Annotated in this window: 14 protein-coding genes and 3 tRNA genes; 12 read left to right on the forward strand and 5 right to left on the reverse strand. The window is 65.0% G+C overall.

Annotation, left to right across the window (positions count from 1 at the left end):
• Positions 1 to 48 precede the first annotated feature (48 nt).
• From AC6LKG_RS24325 to AC6LKG_RS24340, 4 genes are all read right to left on the reverse strand, one after another.
• Positions 49 to 1,488, reverse strand: coding sequence for a DegQ family serine endoprotease (locus AC6LKG_RS24325; RefSeq protein WP_498169086.1), 1,440 nt, complete (start codon positions 1,486 to 1,488; stop codon positions 49 to 51).
• A 64-nt stretch (positions 1,489 to 1,552) separates the two neighbouring features.
• Positions 1,553 to 2,896 (reverse strand): ATP-binding protein, encoded by a 1,344-nt coding sequence (locus AC6LKG_RS24330; protein ID WP_498169089.1) that lies wholly within the window; start codon positions 2,894 to 2,896, stop codon positions 1,553 to 1,555.
• On the reverse strand, positions 2,893 to 3,552 hold the full coding sequence (locus AC6LKG_RS24335) for a response regulator (protein ID WP_498169090.1): 660 nt from the start codon (positions 3,550 to 3,552) through the stop codon (positions 2,893 to 2,895). The genes AC6LKG_RS24330 and AC6LKG_RS24335 overlap by 4 nt, the downstream gene beginning before the upstream one ends.
• Positions 3,553 to 3,714: 162 nt before the next feature.
• Positions 3,715 to 3,790, reverse strand: a tRNA-Thr gene (locus tag AC6LKG_RS24340).
• Between the two features lie 224 nt (positions 3,791 to 4,014).
• On the opposite strand from AC6LKG_RS24340, the gene AC6LKG_RS24345 reads away from it, so the two are divergent.
• The 4 genes from AC6LKG_RS24345 (at position 4,015) to AC6LKG_RS24360 (ending at position 7,607) form a co-directional block, all read left to right on the forward strand.
• Positions 4,015 to 4,090 (forward strand) — tRNA-Asn (locus tag AC6LKG_RS24345).
• A gap of 288 nt (positions 4,091 to 4,378) precedes the next feature.
• Entirely contained in the window at positions 4,379 to 5,560 is a 1,182-nt protein-coding gene (gene zigA / locus AC6LKG_RS24350) for a zinc metallochaperone GTPase ZigA (protein ID WP_498169092.1), read from the forward strand.
• A 29-nt stretch (positions 5,561 to 5,589) separates the two neighbouring features.
• Positions 5,590 to 6,597, forward strand: coding sequence for a CobW family GTP-binding protein (locus AC6LKG_RS24355; protein ID WP_498169094.1), 1,008 nt, complete (start codon positions 5,590 to 5,592; stop codon positions 6,595 to 6,597).
• Positions 6,598 to 6,707: 110 nt separating this feature from the next.
• A complete protein-coding gene (locus AC6LKG_RS24360; RefSeq protein WP_498169096.1) occupies positions 6,708 to 7,607 on the forward strand; it encodes a LysR family transcriptional regulator in 900 nt (299 codons plus the stop codon).
• Between the two features lie 977 nt (positions 7,608 to 8,584).
• On the opposite strand, the gene AC6LKG_RS24365 is transcribed toward AC6LKG_RS24360, so the two are convergent.
• Positions 8,585 to 8,661: transfer RNA gene (locus AC6LKG_RS24365), tRNA-Met, on the reverse strand.
• A 67-nt stretch (positions 8,662 to 8,728) separates the two neighbouring features.
• On the opposite strand from AC6LKG_RS24365, the gene scpB reads away from it, so the two are divergent.
• The 8 genes from scpB (at position 8,729) to typA (ending at position 20,236) form a co-directional block, all read left to right on the forward strand.
• The gene (scpB, locus tag AC6LKG_RS24370; RefSeq protein WP_498169112.1) at positions 8,729 to 9,886 is read left to right on the forward strand and encodes an SMC-Scp complex subunit ScpB; all 1,158 of its coding nucleotides are present in this window, start codon (positions 8,729 to 8,731) and stop codon (positions 9,884 to 9,886) included.
• Positions 9,887 to 9,921: 35 nt separating this feature from the next.
• The gene (gene rluB, locus AC6LKG_RS24375) at positions 9,922 to 11,676 is read left to right on the forward strand and encodes a 23S rRNA pseudouridine(2605) synthase RluB (RefSeq protein WP_498169098.1); all 1,755 of its coding nucleotides are present in this window, start codon (positions 9,922 to 9,924) and stop codon (positions 11,674 to 11,676) included.
• A gap of 414 nt (positions 11,677 to 12,090) precedes the next feature.
• Positions 12,091 to 12,591 (forward strand): ribosome maturation factor RimP, encoded by a 501-nt coding sequence (gene rimP, locus AC6LKG_RS24380; RefSeq protein ID WP_498169100.1) that lies wholly within the window; start codon positions 12,091 to 12,093, stop codon positions 12,589 to 12,591.
• Positions 12,588 to 14,066, forward strand: coding sequence for a transcription termination factor NusA (nusA, locus tag AC6LKG_RS24385; RefSeq protein ID WP_498169102.1), 1,479 nt, complete (start codon positions 12,588 to 12,590; stop codon positions 14,064 to 14,066). Before rimP ends, nusA begins: the two co-directional genes overlap by 4 nt.
• Positions 14,067 to 14,158: 92 nt before the next feature.
• Positions 14,159 to 17,203: a translation initiation factor IF-2 gene (gene infB, locus AC6LKG_RS24390; protein ID WP_498169104.1), complete on the forward strand. Its 3,045-nt coding sequence runs from the start codon at positions 14,159 to 14,161 to the stop codon at positions 17,201 to 17,203.
• A 23-nt stretch (positions 17,204 to 17,226) separates the two neighbouring features.
• Complete coding sequence (gene rbfA / locus AC6LKG_RS24395; RefSeq protein ID WP_054450993.1) at positions 17,227 to 17,628, forward strand: 30S ribosome-binding factor RbfA; 402 nt, start codon at positions 17,227 to 17,229, stop codon at positions 17,626 to 17,628.
• 38 nt (positions 17,629 to 17,666) lie between these two features.
• Positions 17,667 to 18,416 (forward strand): tRNA pseudouridine(55) synthase TruB, encoded by a 750-nt coding sequence (gene truB, locus AC6LKG_RS24400; RefSeq protein ID WP_498169106.1) that lies wholly within the window; start codon positions 17,667 to 17,669, stop codon positions 18,414 to 18,416.
• Positions 18,413 to 20,236: a translational GTPase TypA gene (gene typA, locus AC6LKG_RS24405; RefSeq protein WP_498169109.1), complete on the forward strand. Its 1,824-nt coding sequence runs from the start codon at positions 18,413 to 18,415 to the stop codon at positions 20,234 to 20,236. The genes truB and typA overlap by 4 nt, the downstream gene beginning before the upstream one ends.
• The last annotated feature ends 61 nt before the right edge of the window (positions 20,237 to 20,297 follow it).

Genomic DNA, 20,297 nt, shown 5'->3' on the forward strand with positions numbered 1-20,297 from the left:
GGCCGGGGCAGTCCCGGCCGGTACGCGCTACCCAGACCGGGTCCGGGGTCAGCCCAGTTGCACCGGCACGAAGATCTTGTCTTCGCCGCGCTGCACCAGCAGGGCGACAGTCTTGCCGGCCTTGGACAAGGCCTCCTTGACCTGGCCGATGTTGTGCACCGGCACGCCGTTGAGCGACAGCAGCACGTCGCCGGGCTGGATGCCTGCCTTGGCGGCGGGGCCGGCCGACTGCTCGATCAACAAGCCTTGCGTGCCCGCGGCCTCCTGTTCCTGGGGCGACAGCGGACGCAGGGCCAGGCCGAGCTGGCCCTTCTGCACCGCGCGGCTATCACCGACGGTCAGGGTGTTGTCCTTCGGCATGCCGCCCAGCGTCGCCACCACTTCCTTGGGCGCGCCATTGCGCCACAGGTCAAGCGTGATCTTCTCGCCCGGCGAAGCCAGGGTGATCAAGGACGCCAGATCGCCTGACGACACGATGGTCCTGCCGTCGATCTTGCGCACCACGTCGCCGGGTTTCAGGCCGGCCTTTTCAGCCGCGCTGCCTTTTTCGACGCTGGACACCAAGGCGCCCGAAGGCGTATCCAGCTTGAACGAATTGGCGAGGTCCTGGTTGACCTCCTGCACCGTTACGCCCAGACGCGCATGCTGCACCTTGCCGTGGGCCAGGATCTGGTCCTTGATCTTGTAGGCGACATCGATCGGGATCGAGAACGACAGGCCCTGGAAGCCGCCGGTGCGGCTGTAGATCTGCGAGTTGATGCCGACCACTTCGCCGCGATCGTTGAACAGCGGGCCGCCGGAGTTGCCGGGGTTCACCGCCACGTCGGTCTGGATGAAGGGCACCGAGGTGTCATCCGGCAGCGACCTGCCCTTGGCGCTGACAATGCCGGCGGTGGCGGTGTTTTCCAGGCCATAGGGCGAGCCGATGGCCAGTACCCATTCGCCCACCTGCAGTTGGTTCACGTCGCCGATCTTCACGACCGGCAGGTTTTTGGCGTCGATCTTGATCACGGCCACGTCGGTCTGCGGGTCGGCGCCGAGCACCTTGGCGCGGAATTCGCGGCGGTCGGTCAGCTTGACGGTCACTTCCTTGGCGTCCTTCACCACGTGGGCGTTGGTCAGGATGATGCCGTCACTGCTGATGATGAAGCCGGAACCTTCGCCGCGCACCGGCACTTCGCGCGACGGCATGCCGCCGCGTGCGCCCGGGATCTGGCCGAAGAACTGGGCGAACGGGTCGTCCTCGTCGTCGGACACCTTGCGCGTGCCGCTGATGCTGATGTTGACCACGGCGGGTCCGTAGTCGCGGGTGATCTGCGCGAAATTGGGCGCGCCGGTCATGGTGGCGGGCGCGGCGGCGATGGCCGTGGGGGCGCTGGCCGCCATCGAAATGCCGCCGAATGCGGCGGTGGCGCCCGCGCCGCCAATCGCGCCGGCGGCCAGCAGCGCCAGCACCAGGCGCGAGGGTTTCATCTGCGAGGTCTTCATGTCGGCTCCTGCGTTCATGTGTTGGGACATGGCGCTATCTTCGGGCCTGACACTTAGGCGAATCTTAAGTAGGAGGATGCTCGCGGGCAAAGGCTACCCTGGCTCGCAGGCCCTGGCCGCCAGGGGCGTCTTCCAGCGTGATGGTGGCGGCGTGGCGTTCGGCAATGGCGCGCGCGATCGCCAGCCCCAGGCCGCTGCCATGCTGATGGTTGCCTTCGACCCGGTAGAAGCGGTCGAACACGCGGGTGCGTTCCGCTGCCGCAATGCCCGGGCCGTTATCGTCGATCAGCAGCAGCGCCTGATCGCCCGGGGTGTCGATATGGATGTCGATATGGCCGCCGGCCGGCGTGTATTTGACGGCATTGTCGAGCAGATTGCGCGCCAGCAGCACCAGGTCATCGCGTCGACCGCGCACCCAGGCGCACGGTTGGCCATGCAATGCCACGCCAATATTCCTGGCGTTGGCGTTGGGCAAGGTGTCCGACAAGGCCAGGCGCAGGACTTCGACCAGATCCACGGGCTCGGCTGGCGGCTGTTCGGTGCCTTTCTCGTGGCGGGCCATCGACAGCAGTTGTTCCACCAGCCGGGTGGCGCGCTCGATGCCGGCGGCCAGACGCTGTTCGGCGAGCTGGCGGCCGGCATCGTCGCTGGCGCGCTGCAGCGCCCGCAACTGCAAGGTCAACGCCGCCAGCGGCGAACGCAATTCGTGGGCCGCGTCGCCAACGAACTGCTTCTGCACGGCGAATGCGTCGCGCATGCGGGCCAGCAGCAGGTTCAATTCCTGCATCAGCGGTCGGATTTCGTCCGGCAGGTCGGGTACGTCGATGGGGGAGAGGTCCTCGGGCTGGCGATCCGCCACCTGGGCGCGGGCGCGCTTGACCGGACGCAACGACCAGCTCACCACGCACCAGACGATCAGCATCAGCAGCGGGGCGGCGGCCGCGATCGGGGCGACCGTACGCCACGCCAGCGCCCCGGCCATGCGCTTGCGCACGGCCATGTCCTGGGCCACCTGGATTACCTGGAACGGGGTGGCCAGGGAGTACACGCGATAGGTGCTGCCTTCGACCTCGGTATCGGCGAAGCCCAGTACGATCTGGTCGGGCAGGGGGCGGCGGGAACGCGAATTGAACACGCGCACGCCGTCCGGGGTCCAGATCTGGATGATCAGGTCGTCAGCCATCGGGGTGGCCGAGCCCTGGGCGTGCGAGGGGCCCATGCGCAGCAGGCCATCGCCAGTGCCCAGCGATAGCGCGGTGCGCTGCAGCAGCGAATCGAAGATGTCGTCGGCCTGCTGCAGGGTGCTGCGATAGGTGATGGCGCCCTGCGCCAGCGCGCCCACCGCGATCGCGGCGAGCAGGAAGAACAGCAGCCGGGCCCGCAGCGAATAGCTAAGCGGGATGCTCATGTTTTGGGAATGACATAGCCGACGCCTCTGACGTTCTGGATCAGGTCCTGGCCCAGTTTCTTGCGCAGGCCATGAATATAAACCTCAACCGCGTTGCTGCTGACGCTGTCTTTCCAGCTGTACAGCTTTTCCTCGAGCTGGGCGCGCGAGAAAATCATGCCGGGGCGGGCGATCAGCGGTTCCAGCACGGCCCATTCGCGCGCGGTCAGGGGGACCGGTGTGCCGTCCACCGAGGCGGCGTGCGACTGGGGGTCGATGGTGATGCCGTCGTGCTCGAATATCGGTTCGGCGCGGCCGGCGCTGCGGCGGATCAGCGCGCGCATGCGGGCCAGCAGTTCGTCGACATCGTAGGGCTTGACGATGTAGTCGTCGGCGCCGGCATCCAGGCCGGCGATGCGGTCGCTGACGGCATCGCGCGCGGTGGCGATCAGCACTGGCGTGCGGTCCTTGCGCGCGCGCAATTCGCGCAGCAGTGCCAAGCCGTCGCGCCGGGGCAGTCCGAGATCCAGCAGGACCAGGTCATAGGGATCGGTGCGCAGGGCCAGCTCGGCCGCGTGGCCATCCCTGACCCAGTCGACGGCGTAGTGCTCGGCGCGCAGGCAGTCCAGCACGCTTTCCCCGATCATGGTGTCGTCTTCGACGAGAAGGATGCGCATGATAGTTGTCGCCGTGATGTGTCCAGCCGGTTGGACGCCTGGCGCGGCGCGGGAGTTCCCGGCGCGAGATCGCCATGCTGCGGGGTGCCGCGGCGCGGGTTGTCACGCGACGCGCGGGTCCGGAAATGAAAAAAGCAGCCCGGTGGGCTGCTTTTTGAATTCTGGTGCCGGCAATAGGAGTCGAACCTACGACCTTCGCATTACGAATGCGCTGCTCTACCAACTGAGCTATGCCGGCAAGACCATTTGCTTCGTTTCGGTGAGCCGGGTTTCGGCAAGCCATGACTGCAAGCAAAGCATCTTTGTTTTCGCAGTTCCTGCCCGGTTTATGGGGCCTGATCTGGAAAGACCGAAATCATATCAGAGTTTTTCCTGCTTGGGAAACTTGGTGCGGGACTGGAGCAAAAAATAGGGGATTTGCACAGTCTGAATTTTTCGTTCATAATCTCGTTTCTTAGCAGTTCCCCGATAGCTCAGTCGGTAGAGCGACGGACTGTTAATCCGCAGGTCGCTGGTTCGAGCCCAGCTCGGGGAGCCAAAGAATTCAGGGCCACTCACGCAAGTGAGTGGCCCTTTTGGTTTTTTCGCCGTGGTTTTTTTACGGCTACAAGGCGCTTGCCGCGCACTTTTGCCGTTTCCTGTTCATGGCTGTGGCCTTGTCGTGGCGAATTTCATTCCGCGTGCTATTCCAGTTCAGTTTTGTTATGTAATAACATTTCTATTTTTGGGCGAGGCAATCATGCGGATGGAAGCGGGAGAGGTTGGCGGGAGCCTGGGCGCGGCGCGGGATCCGGAAAGGCGGCGGTCGCTACGCGGTCGCTTGCCGGTGACGGTGCTGTCCGGCTTTCTGGGCGCGGGCAAGACCACCTTGCTCAATCATGTGCTGAACAATCGCGAGGGGCGCCGGGTCGCCGTCATCGTCAATGACATGTCTGAAGTGAATATCGATGCCAAGCTGGTGCGCGAGGGCGGCGCGGCGTTGTCGCGCGCCGATGAGAAGCTGGTGGAAATGAGCAACGGCTGCATCTGCTGCACCTTGCGGGAAGACTTGCTGGTAGAGATCCGGCGGTTGGCCGCGAAGGGGCGTTTCGATTATTTGCTGATCGAGTCCACCGGCATCTCGGAGCCTTTGCCGGTGGCCGAGACCTTCACTTTCCGCGACGAGGACGGCACCAGCCTGTCCGACGTGGCGCGGCTGGACACCATGGTGACGGTGGTTGATGCCTTCAATTTCCTGCGCGACTACGCCAGCCAGGACAGCCTGGCCGAGCGCGGCGAGACTCTGGGCGACGAAGATCGGCGCACGGTGGTGGATCTGCTGATCGAGCAGGTGGAATTCTGTGATGTCATGGTGCTGAACAAGACCGATCTGGTTTCGCCGGATGAGTTGGCGCTGCTGGAGGCCATCTTGCGCAAGCTCAACCCGCGCGCCGATATCGTGCTTGGCGAGTTCGGCCGGGTGCCGCTGGAACGGGTGTTGGACACCGGGCGTTTCGATTTCGATGAGGCGGCCCAGGCGCCTGGCTGGTTGCGCGAGTTGCGCGGCCAGCACACGCCGGAAACACAGGAGTACGGCATCGGCAGTTTCGTGTTCCGTGCCCGGCGCCCTTTCCATCCCCAGCGCCTTTGGGACTGGATGCACCAGGAATGGCCTGGCGTAGTGCGTTCCAAAGGCTATTTCTGGTTGGTGACGCGCCCGGCGTATGCCGCGTCCTGGTCGCAGGCTGGTCCGGTGACGCGCCATGGCGCGGCGGGCTACTGGTGGGCGGCGCTGCCTCGCGAGCGCTGGCCGGAGGATGCCGAATCGCGCGCCCGCATTGTTGCCGACTGGGATCCTGTCTATGGCGACCGTTGCCAGGAACTGGTGCTCATCGGCATCGGCATGGATGAGGCGGCTTTGCGGGCGCGCCTGCAGGCTTGCCTGATGACGCAGGAGGAAATGACCCGGCCGGCGGTCGAATTGGCTACGATTGCGGATCCGTTCCCCGCTTGGGGGGCGCTGCAATAGTGAGGGCGGGGCGAAAGCTCGCATGGAAGATGGGGGCTGAAGGCGACAAGCGCATCGGCGTGACAGTGATTTCGGGGTTCCTGGGCAGCGGCAAGACGACGCTGCTCAATCGCCTCCTGCGTGAGCCGGCCTACGCCGACGCGGTGGTCATCGTCAATGAATATGGCGATGTCGGCGTGGACCACCATCTGGTGCGTCTGGCGCAGGACGACATCGTATTGGTCGAGGGCGGCTGTCTGTGCTGTGTCGTCAGCGGCGCGGTCGCCGACACGTTGCGCGAACTGTTCATGCTGGCCCTGAGCCGGCGCATCAAGCCATTCCGGCGGGTGCTGATCGAGACCAGCGGCCTGGCGGATCCGGCTCCGGTGCTTTTTACGCTGAAGCACGATCGCTTTCTGGCCGAGCGCTATGTCTACCAGGGCGCGATCGTGGTGGTGGGGGCGCGCCACGGACCGCGTCAGATCGATACGCAACCCGAGGCCTTGCGGCAACTGGCCCTGGCCGATACGGTCGTGTTCAGCCAGTCCGATCTGGTGGATGCGGCGCAATTGCGTCATGTCGAGCAGCTCGTCGCCGCCATCAATCCCGGTGCGCGGCGCTGCGTCCAGCGCACCGATGCACCGGTGGTCGGGGCGTTGCTCGAAGGGGCGGGCGCCCGGGCGCCGCGCGACGGCGCCGACTTGGCGGACTGGCTGCAGGCGTTTGTCAGGCCGATGTCGGGGCGCCACGCGCAGGTGGCGAGTTTTGCGCTGGCATTGACCGCGCCGATCGGGCGCGCCGCCTTCCTGGCCGGAGTGTCGCGAGTGCAGGAGCGGTTCGGGCCGGCATTGTTGCGCATGAAGGGGTTGGTGTGTTTCGAGGGCGAAGCCCTGCCGTGCGAAGTACATGGCGTGCATGGCGAGCTCTATCCGATCCGGCCGCTGCCGCAATGGCCGGGCGATGATCGCGTGTCGCGGCTGGTGTATATCGTCAGGGGAGCGGACTTGGACGCGGTGCGGACCGAGGCCGTTGCCGCACTGGGCCAGTTCCCGGTCTGAGGGTGCGTTGCCGATGGTCCTGAAGTGGCGCGCCTATCTTCTTCCCGGGCGCGGAAAGTGCATGGAAATACGGTATAACCGCAGAGTCTGATGCAAAAATCGAGACAATCATGGACCGCTTGAAAGCGATGCAGGTATTCGTGGAGGTTGCCGACAGAGGCAGTTTGTCGGCGGCCGCGGTCCATCTGGATATGTCGCGCGCCATGGTGTCGCGCTACCTCGCGGAAATGGAGCAATGGGTCGGGGTGCGCTTGTTGCATCGCACCACGCGCCGTCTCAGCCTGACGCCGGCTGGCGCCGAAACACTGCCCCGTTGCCGCCAGATGCTCGAGATGGTGGGCGATCTGCGCAACGCGGTCGCCACGCCCGAGGATGCGCCGCGCGGCCTGTTGCGCATGACCACCAGCATGTCGTTCGGCTCGCGCCATCTGGCGCGGTTGGTCACCGACTACGTCAAGCTCCACCCGGGCACCTCGGTTGACCTGATGCTGGTCGAGCGCGCCGTCAATCTGGTCGAGGAGCGGGTCGACCTGGCGGTGCGCATCACCAATGATCTCGATCCCAATCTGATCGCCCGCAAGCTGGCGGTGTGCCGGTCGGTGGTCTGCGCCTCGCCTGAATACCTGGGGCGCGAGGGCGAGCCGGCGAGGGTCGAGGATCTGTCCTTGCGAAATTGCCTGACACATTCCTATTTCGGCAAGAGCTTGTGGCGCTTCGAGCGCGATGGCGTGCCCGTGGACGTGCCGGTCAGCGGCAATATCAGCGCCAACGAAGTGTCGGTGCTGCTGCAGGCCGCCCTGGAGGGGGCGGGTATTGCCATGCTGCCGACCTACTATGCCGCCGAATATGTCGCGCAGGGGCGCCTGAAGGCGATCCTGCCGCAGGCCCGGCCCCAGGAGCTGGGTATTTATGGCGTCTACGCGTCACGCCGGCAGATGCCCTTGATTCTGCGCTCGATGCTGGATTTCCTGGTTGAGCGGCTGGGGCCCGCGCCCTGGGATCGGGTCTAGGAAAGCGCCGGAGAGTGGCGCGGCTGGCGTGGCTCGGCTTGAGGGCGGGGTATATAACGGTATAATCCAGCCACTGTCTTGGCGGGTTGGGTGCGATGCACCAGGGCTTTGACCCGGGGCCGCCAGCATGTAGTCTCAGACATTCAAAGAACCGTGGTTCCGGTGTATCGGGTTCCTGCTCGCGGGCCGGTATCTGGCTAGACCGGGCGCCAGGAGCAGCAGGGGAGGCACGCCGGATTTCCGGGGCCGGGTTCCAGGTGCCGGCTGGTCCGACGCGGGCCGCAGGCACAGTGGGCGGATGCCTGGCAATCCAGGTCCATGCCTTGAAATCGATTGCCGCCATAGCGGTTAGCGCGGAAAAAATGCCGGTAACGGCGCGTTCCGCAGGCTTTTCAGCATGCTTGTTGGCATTTCGTTGGCGTGTTTGCCAGCTTTCCAGATTTTTGCTCAAGCGGATGTGTCGCGGATAGATATTTGCCGCTGATGGATTTGTTCCGGCCCCGGTCGGGGTGTATGCACAGTCCATTCCGTATGGCATGAGCCTTTCTGTGCTCATCCGCGGTGCCTGGCGGATAGTTGGCGCAGTGGCAGTAAATACAGGATTCTCGTGAGAAATACGCAAACCAGCGCTATCTGCTGTAGTTGTTCTGCCCATGCTGTGGCGCGGACGGCTGCGTGGATCGCTGTGTCGCAGGTTTTGCTTGCTTTGCGCGCACTGGCCCTGTTTTCGGCTTTGGCCTTGTTCACGATCGTGCGTGGATTGACCGCCGGGTTTGGCCAGGTGTGGGGTTGGATGTGCGGTCGGGCGCAGGGTTGCGAGCGCGATTGCGTGCGTGCTGGCGCGCGCCGGGCTGTGCGCCTCGGATTGCGCGCCTCGGGCCGGTCGTCACAAACGGGTCAGCCACAAATTCTTCAGCCACAAATTCGCCAACCACAAATGAAAAAGGCCCGGCGAATTCGCCAGGCCTCGATCAATTTGGTTGCGGGGGCAGGATTTGAACCTACGACCTTCGGGTTATGAGCCCGACGAGCTGCCAGACTGCTCCACCCCGCGTCTGAGAAAAGAATATTAGCCTTATTTTCAACCCAATGCAAGTTAGCCTTTTTGAATTTGAATGTCGATGAACGATAGCGAGGCGATACTCGTGCTGGAAACTGCGCTGCTTTGCGCGGTGCAGCCGATGCAACTGTCCGAAATGCGCAAGCTGTTCGGGGATGATGAGCAATTCGACAACAGTGCCCTGCGCACGTTGCTGGAAACACTGCAGAACAACTGGGCCGATGGGGGGCTGGAGTTGGTGCAATTGGCGACTGGATGGCGTTTCCAGAGCCGTCCGCACATGCAGCGCTATCTCGAGCGACTCAATCCCGAAAAGCCGCCCAAGTATTCGCGCGCGGTCATGGAAACCCTGGCCATCGTGGCTTGGCGCCAGCCGGTGACGCGCGGAGATATCGAGGACATCCGTGGCGTGACCGTGTCGTCGAATATCGTCAAGGCGCTCGAGGACCGTGGCTGGATTGAAGTGATCGGCCATCGTGATGCACCCGGACGGCCTGCGCTGTTCGGGACCACGCGGCAATTCCTGGATGACCTGGGATTGCGCGCGCTGGACGAATTGCCCGCGCTGGAGTCCGCCCATGCCGCCGCCGCCCTGGCAGGCCTGGACCTGGGAGAAGTGCAGCAATTGGCCGACGCCGCGGACGGTGTTGCTGCGGAAGGCGCTGCGGTGGATGGCGATGTGCAATCCAAGGATGGCGATGTGCAATCCAATATTCCGATGGCGGAATTGTCTGTTTCGGACGACGATATCCCCAAGGCGGCGGGCGATAGCGTAGAATTGTTCCTTTCGCGCACCGAAGAAGACGCGATTCCCGCAGACGATTCCACCGTCGGGGAGCGAGCTGAAAGCTTGTCCGATGCGCCATCCGTGGGCATCGAGAATGCCGGACGCTTCGAAGAAGCCGAGGTATCGACCCAGGATGCCGCCCAAGAGGCGCATGGCGGGTCGCCCGACCATTCCGCAGAAACTGGCAGTAACGACGCAGCCGCCGGGTCCGGCGCCGCGCACGAGGCTGTCGAGCACGCGGAAAGCGCGAAACCGACCGAACCGATAGACGAGGCCGAAACCCTGGCGCCTGGCGCCGGGCCGTTCGAGCCTGATACGGATGCCGCCGTGGCGGCGTCCACCGAGCCGGACTCCGGTCAGCCCGAGGCTGATCGCGAATCCGAGTCCCCCGATGATGATGCGCCTGCTTCCGGCAGGCCTTCCCAAGTTTGAAATTCGGAGCTGTCCCAGTGACAACGAATACTGCAATGCAGGACGACACCCCCCGTCCGGATGACGCCGTTTCCAACGGGCCGGCGGACGCGGCCGCCAGTCGCGAGCCGGCTGTCGAGGGTGAGGCCCGCGGCCGTGGCCGCAAGCTGCGTACGCCGTTCCGCCGCCGTCGCGGCGATGCCGCCGCCGAGCAGGCGCCCGCGACCGAAGGGCAGGCTGCCGTCAGTGGCCAGGCCGATGCGGCCGATGCCCGTGGTGGCGAGCAGGAGGCCGAGCAGGCGCTGTCGTACCTGGATACGGCCGATCGCATGGAACAGCGGCTGGGCAAGTACCTGAACAGCGAGGCCGTCATGCCCAAGCTGCACAAGGTGCTGGCCGACGCGGGCATCGGCTCGCGCCGCGAAATGGAAGAGTTGATCGTGGCCGGTCGTGTGTCGGTCAATGGCGAGCCGGCGCATATCGGCCAGCGCGTGGCGCCGAATGACCAGGTGCGCGTCAATGGCAAGCCCATCATGCGCGCCAATACGAAGAAGCCGCCGCGCGTGATCCTGTATCACAAGCCGGCGGGCGAGATCGTCAGCCATGACGATCCCGGCGGCCGCGCCAGCGTGTTCGCGCGCTTGCCCAAGTTGCGCACCGGCAAGTGGCTGTCGGTCGGCCGGCTCGACCTGAATACAGAGGGCCTGCTGATTTTCACCACCTCGGGCGACATGGCCAACCGCATCATGCATCCGCGCTATGGCACCGAACGCGAATACGCAGTGCGCGTGCTGGGTGAGATGGACGAGGCGCAGCGCCAGTCGCTGGTTGACGGTATCGAACTCGAGGATGGTCTGGCGGCATTCGGCGCGCTCGATTATCTGGGGGGCGATGGCAGTAATCGCTGGTATCGAGTGACCTTGCAGGAAGGTCGCAATCGCGAGGTGCGCCGCATGTTCGAGGCGGTTGGCGTGACCGTCAGTCGGCTGATCCGAACCCGTTTCGGTGACGTTGTGTTGCCGCGCACGCTGCGTCGTGGCCGCTGGGAAGAGCTCGACGCCTCGCTGGTGACCGCGCTGATGGTGCAGCTCGGTCTGCTGCGCGACGATGACGAGGCCGGCGGCAACCGCCGGCGCTCCAAGCAGCCGCAGTCGCATGACAGCGCTTTGCCGCCTGGCTTCGGCACGATGGACCGCAATGGCATGAATGGCGCGCGCATCGGTCGCCGTGGCAAGATCCAGGGTGGCCGTGCCGGCAGCGCCGGTCAGGCGATGGCGTGTCCGTCCGACCCTTTCGGCACCGGTTTGATGATCGCTGGCGGCTATGCCAACGGCCATCCGCTGGCTGGCGACGCCAATGGCAATCGCAAGGGCGGCAAGCCCGCGGGCGGTCGTGGGGCAGGCGGGAACGGCAAGCCGGGCGCGCGTGCGGGCGGCAAGCCGGGCGGTGGCAAGGGGCGTGGCGTGCGCGCCGCGGCTGCCAATAATAATGGTAATGGCCCGGCGGCAACCGCCGCCGAAGCGCCGGTGGGCGGCGGCCGCAAGCCGGCAGGCGCCAAATCCGGCAAGCCGGCAGGCGGGCGCGGCGGCAATGCGGCTCGGCCGGGCAAGCCGGCCGGCGCCGGCCGCGGCGGCAACAAGGCCGAGGGCGCACGTACCGGTGGTGGCAACAAGGGGCCGGGCGCCGGCGGCAAGCCGCGCGCCTCGCGCGGGGGTTCCGGCTCCCGTGGCGACGATTGGCAGCCGCGTGGCGCATCGGCCCATGAATCGCGCCTCGGCGTGGTGGGCGGCCGGGGTGGCCGGGGGCGCTGAGCCGTCCCCGGGGCGGCGTCCGTGCGGCGCCGTTGCCTGGATGTGTCCCAGATAAACGTAAGCCCGTGACGAATCAGGCGTTTTTCCGGTTTATCTGGTAAAATCAATGGTTTTCATGGCTTCGCGTTGATTGCGCGTTCATGGTTTTGGCGCCCTGGCATTGCCGCCTGGGCCGCGTTTTTCATGAACCCCGCATGCGCCGCGGGCCGCTCTGGCCAGGGTGCGGCGTATCGCTTCATGGCCTTGGTGGCCGGCGTGGCGCGAGGTTGGCAGGTGCGCCGCAAGGGCGGCGCAAGCCGAAATTAGGTCGCAATATAGGGCGCTGCCCAGCATTGCTCCTTACGTGCAGTAGGGTGGCGGCTGGGCACTGTGCAATACGGTGGGCTGGGCGTGCAGCCCATTTTTTTTGAGTATATGGCTGATTTATTCGCATTGACCGAAGAGGCACTGGCCGGCATGGACGTCGAACTCGTCGACGTCGAACGTGCCGCGCTGGGCCTTTTGCGCGTCACGATCGATCGGGTCGGCGGTGTGCGCATCGAAGACTGCGAGCAGGTCTCCCGCCAATTGTCGCGGGTGTACGAGGTCGAGAACATCGACTACAAGCGGCTGGAAGTCGGTTCGCCGGGCGTGGATCGCCCGCTGCGCAACGAGGCCGATTTCCGCCGTTTCGCTGGCGAACGCATCGAGATCAAGCTGCGCGACGCATTGGACGGGCGCAAGGTTTTCTCCGGCACGTTGACCGTGCCCGAGGAAGCGCCCGCGGCCGATGACGCCGCGGCGATGCACAAGACCGTGTTCGGTCTCGAATTTGAGGCAAAAAAGAACGAAGTCCAGGTGTTGAATTTCACGGTCGATGATATCGATCGTGCAAAACTGGATCCCGTTCTGGATTTCAAGGGCAAAAAGCGATGAGTCGCGAAATTCTTCTGTTGGTCGATGCCTTGGCGCGTGAAAAGAACGTCACGCGTGATGTCGTGTTCGGAGCGTTGGAAAGCGCGCTGGCCTCGGCCATGAAAAAGCGCTTCAAGGATGATGCGGACATTCGTGTTGCCATCGATCGTGAAACCGGTGACCACGAAGGTTTCCGGCGCTGGCTGGTGGTGCCCGACGAAGCGGGCCTGCAAGAGCCCGACAAGCAGGAAATGCTGTCGGATGCGGTCGAGATCGTGCCCAACATCCAGGTCGGTGAATACATCGAGGAGCCGCTCGAGCCCATCGAATTCGGCCGTATCGGCGCCCAGGCCGCCAAGCAGGCGATCCTGCAGAAGATCCGCGACGCCGAGCGCGAGCAGGTGCTGAACGACTTCCTGGATCGCGGCGAGACCATCGTGTCCGGCACCATCAAGCGCATGGACAAGGGCGATGCCATCATCGAAACCGGCAAGATCGAAGCGCGCCTGCCGCGCTCCGAAATGATCCCGAAGGAAAACCTGCGGGTCGCCGACCGCGTGCGCGCCTTCGTGTTGCGTGTCGACCACGCCGCCCGTGGCCAGCAGGTGATCCTGTCGCGGACCTCGCCCGAGTTCATCCGCCAGTTGTTCGAGAACGAAGTGCCCGAGATCGAACAGGGCCTGCTCGAGATCAAGGCCGCGGCCCGCGACGCCGGTGTGCGTGCGAAGATTGCCGTGGTGGCATACGATAAGCGTATCGATCCCATCGGCACCTGCGTCGGCATGCGCGGTTCGCGCGTGACCGCCGTGCGCAACGAGCTGGGCGGCGAGCAGGTCGACATCGTGCTGTGGTCGGAAGACCCGGCGCAGTTCGTCATCGGCGCCCTGGCGCCGGCCAACGTCGAGTCCATCGTGGTGGACGAAGACAAGCACGCGATGGACGTCGTGGTGGACGAGGAAAATCTGCCCAAGGCGATTGGCGCCAAGGGCCAGAACGTGCGCCTGGCTTCCGAGCTGACCGGTTGGCAGATCAACATCATGACGCCGGAAGAAAGCCTGAACCGCCAGGAAGTCGAGCGTTCGGGCCTGCGTGCCACGTTCATGAACAAGCTGGACGTCGATGAGGAAGTCGCCGACATTCTGATCGACGAAGGTTTCACCGGTATCGAGGAAATCGCCTACGTGCCCATGCAGGAACTGCTGGAGATCGAGGCGTTCGACGAAGACACCATCAACGAGTTGCGCGCCCGTGCCCGCAATGCGCTGCTGACCGAGGCCATCGCCCAGGAAGAGCGCCTTGAAACGGCACAGGACTTGCTCGAACTCGAAGGCATGACGCCGGAACTGGCCGCCAAGCTGGCCGAGCGTCAAGTGCATACGCGTGACGATCTGGCCGAACTGGCGACGGACGAACTGGCGGAAATCGCCGGTCTGACCGAGCAGGAAGCCAGCGATCTCATCATGCGTGCCCGCGCCCATTGGTTCGATGAAGAATAACCAAAAGGACACGGGTCTGGGGCGGATGGCGAAGCAATCCGCCGCATGTTCACGTTGTTTGTAATAGCTGCATATAGGGAAGAGAGAGCCTAATGTCGAGTAACACCGTCGCCCAGTTCGCTACCGAGCTGAAAATGCCTGCCAATGTGCTGCTGGAACAGCTGCGCTCGGCTGGCGTTGACCTCAAATCGGTGGACGATTCCGTCACCGACAGCGACAAGGCGAAATTGCTCGAATCGCTGCGTCGCGCCCACGGCGCGACCGAAGGCAAGAAGATCACCCTGACGCGCCGCCAGACCTCCGAGATCCGCCAGGCGGACGCCACTGGCCGCTCGCGCACCATTCAGGTCGAGGTGCGCAAGAAGCGGGTGTTCGTCAAGCGTGACCCCTCCGAAATCGCCCTGGAGCAGGCCGCCAGCGCCCGCGCCGAGGAAGAGTCGTCCGTCGAGGAAGCACAGCAGGTGTCCACGCCCGCGGTGCCCGAGGCGGCCAAGCCGGCCGAACCGCGCGAAGCCACGCCTGTAGAGGCACCGGCTGCGACCCCGGTACAAGAGCCCGCTGTTGTTGAAGCGCCCGCGCCGGTCGAAGCGGCCGCGCCTGTAGAACCCGTCGCGGCCGAAGTGCCCGCCCCCGTCGCGGCCCCTGCCGCCGAAGTCCAGGCCCAGCCTGAACCGGAAACGACGCCGGCGCCCGCTCCTGCCGAGCCCGTGGCCGAAGAGGCCAAGCCCGAAGTCAAGACTGAATCCACCGAGCCCAAGGCTGAAGAAGCCAAGCCGGAACCCGTTGTGCTAGCCAATAAGTCCGAACCATCGTCCTCCCAGGCCGCCGCGCCTGTCGCCCAGGTCCCGCCTGCCGCGAAGTCCGAACCCGTCAAGCCCGCCGCCAAGCCGGCCGAGCCCGCCGCGCCTGCCGCCAAGGTAGGTAACCGCGCCGACAACCGCCGCGCCGGTCCGCCGCTCGCCGCTTCCGCAAGCGGTGCGGGTCGTGACGAAGCCCGTCGTGCCGCCGAAGCCGAAGCCGCCGCGTTGCGCGAGATGCTGAACCGACCGCGCAAGGTGCTGCGCGCTCCCGAGCCCGAAGCGCCTGCCGCGGCCCCGATCTCGGGCACGTTGCACAAGCCGGCCGGCAAGACAGGCGCCGCGCCTGGCGCCAAGAAGGACGCCAAGCCGGCCGCGCCAGGCACCAAGAAGACCATCAAGACGGCCGAAGTGGCCTCGACCTGGTCGGACGACGCCTCGCGCAAGAAGCCGGCCGACAAGCCGGCGGCGCCGGCCAGCCGCGATGGCTGGCGTGCCGGTGGCAAGGGTGGTGGCAAGGGGGGCGGCCGTGGTGGCCGCAACCAGCAGAACGATCGCCGCAACGAGCCGGCGCCGCAGGAATTCATCGCGCGTGAAGTGCACGTGCCGGAAACCATCAGCGTGGCCGACCTGGCCCACAAGATGTCCGTCAAGGCCGCCGAGGTCATCAAGCAATTGATGAAACTGGGCCAGATGGTCACCATCAACCAGGTGCTGGACCAGGAAACCGCGATGATCGTGGTCGAGGAACTGGGCCATGTGGCGATCGCCGCCAAGCTCGACGACCCGGAAGCCTTCCTGGACGAAACCGCCAGCGTGTCGGAAGCCGAACAACTGCCGCGCGCTCCGGTCGTGACCGTGATGGGCCACGTCGACCACGGCAAGACCTCGCTGCTGGACTACATCCGCCGCGCCAAGGTTGCCGCGGGCGAAGCTGGCGGCATTACGCAGCACATCGGCGCCTACCACGTCGAAACCGAGCGTGGCATGGTGACCTTCCTGGATACCCCGGGCCACGAGGCGTTCACCGCCATGCGTGCCCGCGGCGCCAAGGCCACCGACATCGTCATCCTGGTCTGCGCGGCCGACGACGGCGTGATGCCGCAGACGCGCGAAGCCATCCACCATGCCAAGGCCGCGGGCGTGCCGATGGTGGTGGCCATGACCAAGATCGACAAGCCCAGCGCCAACGCCGATCGCGTCAAGCAGGAACTGGTCGCCGAGGAAGTGGTGCCGGAAGAATACGGCGGCGACGTGCCGTTCGTGCCGGTGTCGGCCAAGACCGGCGAGGGCATCGACGCGCTGCTCGAGAACGTGCTGCTGCAAGCCGAACTGCTGGAACTGAAGGCGCCGGTCGACGCGCCGGCCAAGGGCCTGGTGATCGAAGCCCGCCTGGACAAGGGCCGCGGCCCGGTCGCGACCATCCTGGTCCAGAGCGGCACGCTGAACCGTGGCGACGTGGTGCTGGCTGGCGCCAGCTTCGGCCGCGTGCGCGCCATGCTCGACGAGAACGGCAAGCCGATCCAGGCTGCCGGTCCGTCGATCCCGGTGGAAATCCAGGGCCTGACCGAAGTGCCGGCCGCCGGCGACGAACTGATGGTGCTGTCCGACGAACGCAAGGCGCGCGAAATCGCGCTGTTCCGCCAGGGCAAGTTCCGCGACGTCAAGCTGGCCCGCCAACAGGCCGCCAAGCTGGAATCGATGTTCGACAACCTGGGCGAAGGCACCCAGACCCTGGCGCTGATCGTCAAGACCGACGTCCAGGGTTCGCAGGAAGCGCTGGTGCAGTCGCTGACCAAGCTGTCGACCGACGAAGTGCGCGTGCAAGTGGTGCACGCGGCCGTCGGCGGCATCTCGGAAAGCGACATCAACCTGGCGATCGCCTCGAACGCCGTGGTGATCGGCTTCAACGTCCGCGCCGAAGCCAGCGCCAAGAAGCTGGCCGAGACCAACGGCATCGACGTGCGCTACTACAACATCATCTACGACGCCGTGGACGAAGTGAAGGCGGCCATGTCGGGCATGTTGGCGCCCGAGAAGAAGGAAGAAGTCATCGGCCTGGTCGAGATCCGCGAGGTCTACAGCATTTCCCGCATCGGCAACATCGCCGGTTGCATGGTGCTCGACGGCCTGGTGCGTCGCGATTCGCAGGTCCGCCTGCTGCGCAACAACGTGGTCCAGTGGACCGGCCAGCTCGATTCGCTGCGCCGCTTCAAGGACGACGTCAAGGAAGTCAAGTCGGGCTTCGATTGCGGTCTTACGCTGCGCGGCAACAACGACATCCAGGTGGGCGACCAACTGGAAGTCTTTGAAATCAAGGAAATCGCGCGTACGCTGTAAGGCGTCGCGAGGCATTGTTTCTAATGAGCCGTCACAAGTCCAAAGCCATCCCCGGCCGCAATTTGCGGCTGGCCGACCAGATCCAGAAGGATCTGGCCGGGATCATCCAGCGCGAGATCGACACGTCCCGCGCTGGTTTGATCACGCTCTCCGGTGTGGAACTGTCGACCGACTACGCGCATGCCAAGGTGTATTTCACGGTCCTGGGCGCCGAGCCCGAGGCCGCGACCGCCTTGCTGAACGAGAAGGCCGGCTGGCTGCACTCCCAGCTGTACAAGCTGCTGCACATTCACACTGTCCCCACTTTGCGCTTCTTCCACGACGAGCAGATTGCCCGTGGCATCGAAATGTCGATCCTCATCGACCGCGCAAACCGGCCCGGCCCGCACTCGGGCGTGCCAGACGAACCTGAAGACCAGTCCTGATCGGGCTGTCGTCACTGCTTTTCAACCGGATTCCGACGATGGCTAAACGACGCGGGCTTGCGCTCGACGGTGTGCTGTTGCTCGACAAACCCGTAGGTTTGTCGAGCAACCACGCGCTGCAACGCGCCAAGCGTGCCATGGACGCGGCGAAAGCTGGCCATACCGGCACCCTCGACCCCTTCGCCACCGGCCTGCTGGTGTGCTGCATGGGCCGGGCAACCAAGATTTCCGGCGCGATGCTCAACGCCGACAAGGCGTATCGCGCTACGCTGCAATTTGGCGAGGAAACCGATTCGGGCGACCTGACCGGCAACGTGGTGGCATCGGCCGCCCCAGGCTTCGTGGTCGAGGAACAGGCCCTGCGCGATGCGCTGTCACGTTTCTCGGGCACGATCGAGCAGATTCCGCCCATGTATTCGGCGCTCAAGCGCGACGGCAAGCCGCTGTACGAATATGCACGGCAGGGCATCGAGTTGGAACGTCCGCCGCGGCAGATTACGATTTACCGCATCGAGCTGCTGTCCCTGAACGGGACGCAGGCAGAGATCGATGTGGCTTGCAGTAAAGGCACATACATCCGGACGCTGGCCCAGGACATCGGGCGCGCGCTGGGCTGTTACGCCCACCTGGCGGCGCTGCGGCGCACGCACGTCGGGCCATTTTCTCTGGAACGCGCCGTTGCGCTGGATGCCTTGCAGGCGATGCCAGACCCGAAGCAGGCATTGCTTGCACTGAACGAATTGCCGGCGGGCTTGCTGCCCGCCACCACCTTAAAGGACACGCTATGACTCGCGCCTTGCGCAACGTCGCCATCATCGCCCACGTGGACCACGGTAAAACCACCCTGGTCGACCAGCTGCTGCGCCAATCCGGCACCTTCCGCGAAAACCAGGCGGTGACCGAACGGGTCATGGACTCGAACGACCTGGAAAAGGAACGCGGCATCACGATTCTGGCCAAGAACTGTGCCGTTGAATACGAAGGCACGCACATCAACATCGTCGACACCCCGGGGCACGCGGACTTCGGTGGCGAAGTCGAGCGCGTGCTGTCGATGGTCGACGGCGTGCTGCTGCTGGTCGATGCCGTCGAAGGCCCGATGCCGCAGACCATCTTCGTGACCCGCAAGGCGCTGGCCCTGGGCCTCAAGCCCATCGTGGTGGTCAACAAGGTCGACCGTCCGGGCGCCCGCACCGATTTCGTCATCAACGCCACCTTCGACCTGTTCGACAAGCTCGGCGCGACCGACGAGCAACTGGACTTCCCGGTGGTGTACGCCTCGGGCCTGTCCGGCTACGCCGGCCTGACCCCGGACGTGCGCGAAGGCGACATGCGCCCCCTGTTCGAAGCCATCCTGCAGCACGTGCCGCAGCGTGACGACGATCCCAACGGCCCGCTGCAGATGCAGATCATCTCGCTGGACTACAACAGCTACGTCGGCAAGATCGGCGTGGGCCGCATCAACCGCGGCCGCATGCGTCCCGGCATGGAAGTGGCCTACAAGTTCGGTCCCGAGGGCCAGGGCGGCCGCGGCCGCATCAACCAGGTGCTGAAGTTCCACGGCCTGGAGCGCATCGTGGTGGATGAAGCCGAAGCCGGCGACATCGTGCTGATCAACGGTATCGAAGACCTGGGCATCGGCTGCACCGTGACCGACCCGGTCACGCAGGACGTGCTGCCGATGCTGCGCATCGACGAGCCGACGCTGACCATGAACTTCATGGTCAACACCTCGCCGCTGGCCGGCCGTGAAGGCAAGTTCGTCACCAGCCGCCAGCTGCGCGACCGCCTGGACCGCGAACTGAAGTCGAACGTGGCGCTGCGCGTGCGCGACACCGGCGACGACACCGTGTTCGAAGTGTCGGGCCGCGGCGAATTGCACCTGACGATTCTGCTGGAAACGATGCGCCGCGAAGGCTACGAGCTGGCCGTGTCGCGTCCGCGCGTGGTGTTCAAGGAAGTCGACGGCGTCAAGTGCGAGCCGTTCGAATCGCTGACCATCGACGTCGAAGACGCCCACCAGGGCGGCGTGATGGAAGAACTGGGCCGCCGCAAGGGCGATCTGCAGGACATGCAGCCGGACGGCCGTGGCCGCACGCGCCTGGAATACCTGATCCCCGCCCGTGGCCTGATCGGTTTCCAGAACGAATTCCTGACGCTGACGCGCGGCACCGGCCTGATGAGCCACATCTTCCACGAATACGCGCCCATCAAGGAAGGCTCGATCGGCGAGCGCCGCAACGGCGTGCTGATCAGCCAGGACAACGGCGACGCCGTGGCCTACGCGCTGTGGAAGCTGCAGGATCGCGGCCGCATGTTCGTGAATCCGGGCGATGCGCTGTACGAAGGCATGATCATCGGCATCCACAGCCGTGACAACGACCTGGTCGTGAACCCGATCAAGGGCAAGCAGCTGACCAACGTGCGCGCCTCGGGTACCGACGAAGCTGTGCGCCTGGTGCCGCCGATCCAGATGTCGCTGGAATACGCCGTGGAATTCATCGACGACGACGAACTGGTCGAGATCACGCCCAAGTCGATCCGCCTGCGCAAGCGCTACCTGCAGGAAAACGAGCGCAAGCGCGCCGCGCGCGAAGCCGCCGTCTGAGGCGGGGCGGGGTTTCAACCTCGCGCGCCGGGAATCGGAAAAGCCGCACACCTTTCGGGTG

The sequence above is a fragment of the Achromobacter sp. 46006 genome (assembly GCF_059761975.1).

What these genes read in the sequence shown, in the direction of transcription:
- AC6LKG_RS24325 (WP_498169086.1), bottom strand. Translation starts at nt 1,488, where the DNA reads ATGAAGACCTCGCAGATGAAACCCTCGCGCCTGGTGCTGGCGCTGCTG.
- AC6LKG_RS24330 (WP_498169089.1), bottom strand. Translation starts at nt 2,896, where the DNA reads ATGAGCATCCCGCTTAGCTATTCGCTGCGGGCCCGGCTGCTGTTCTTC.
- AC6LKG_RS24335 (WP_498169090.1), bottom strand. Translation starts at nt 3,552, where the DNA reads ATGCGCATCCTTCTCGTCGAAGACGACACCATGATCGGGGAAAGCGTG.
- AC6LKG_RS24355 (WP_498169094.1), top strand. Translation starts at nt 5,590, where the DNA reads ATGGGGGCTGAAGGCGACAAGCGCATCGGCGTGACAGTGATTTCGGGG.
- AC6LKG_RS24360 (WP_498169096.1), top strand. Translation starts at nt 6,708, where the DNA reads ATGGACCGCTTGAAAGCGATGCAGGTATTCGTGGAGGTTGCCGACAGA.
- scpB (WP_498169112.1), top strand. Translation starts at nt 8,729, where the DNA reads ATGAACGATAGCGAGGCGATACTCGTGCTGGAAACTGCGCTGCTTTGC.
- rluB (WP_498169098.1), top strand. Translation starts at nt 9,922, where the DNA reads ATGCAGGACGACACCCCCCGTCCGGATGACGCCGTTTCCAACGGGCCG.
- rimP (WP_498169100.1), top strand. Translation starts at nt 12,091, where the DNA reads ATGGCTGATTTATTCGCATTGACCGAAGAGGCACTGGCCGGCATGGAC.
- nusA (WP_498169102.1), top strand. Translation starts at nt 12,588, where the DNA reads ATGAGTCGCGAAATTCTTCTGTTGGTCGATGCCTTGGCGCGTGAAAAG.
- infB (WP_498169104.1), top strand. Translation starts at nt 14,159, where the DNA reads ATGTCGAGTAACACCGTCGCCCAGTTCGCTACCGAGCTGAAAATGCCT.
- rbfA (WP_054450993.1), top strand. Translation starts at nt 17,227, where the DNA reads ATGAGCCGTCACAAGTCCAAAGCCATCCCCGGCCGCAATTTGCGGCTG.
- truB (WP_498169106.1), top strand. Translation starts at nt 17,667, where the DNA reads ATGGCTAAACGACGCGGGCTTGCGCTCGACGGTGTGCTGTTGCTCGAC.
- typA (WP_498169109.1), top strand. Translation starts at nt 18,413, where the DNA reads ATGACTCGCGCCTTGCGCAACGTCGCCATCATCGCCCACGTGGACCAC.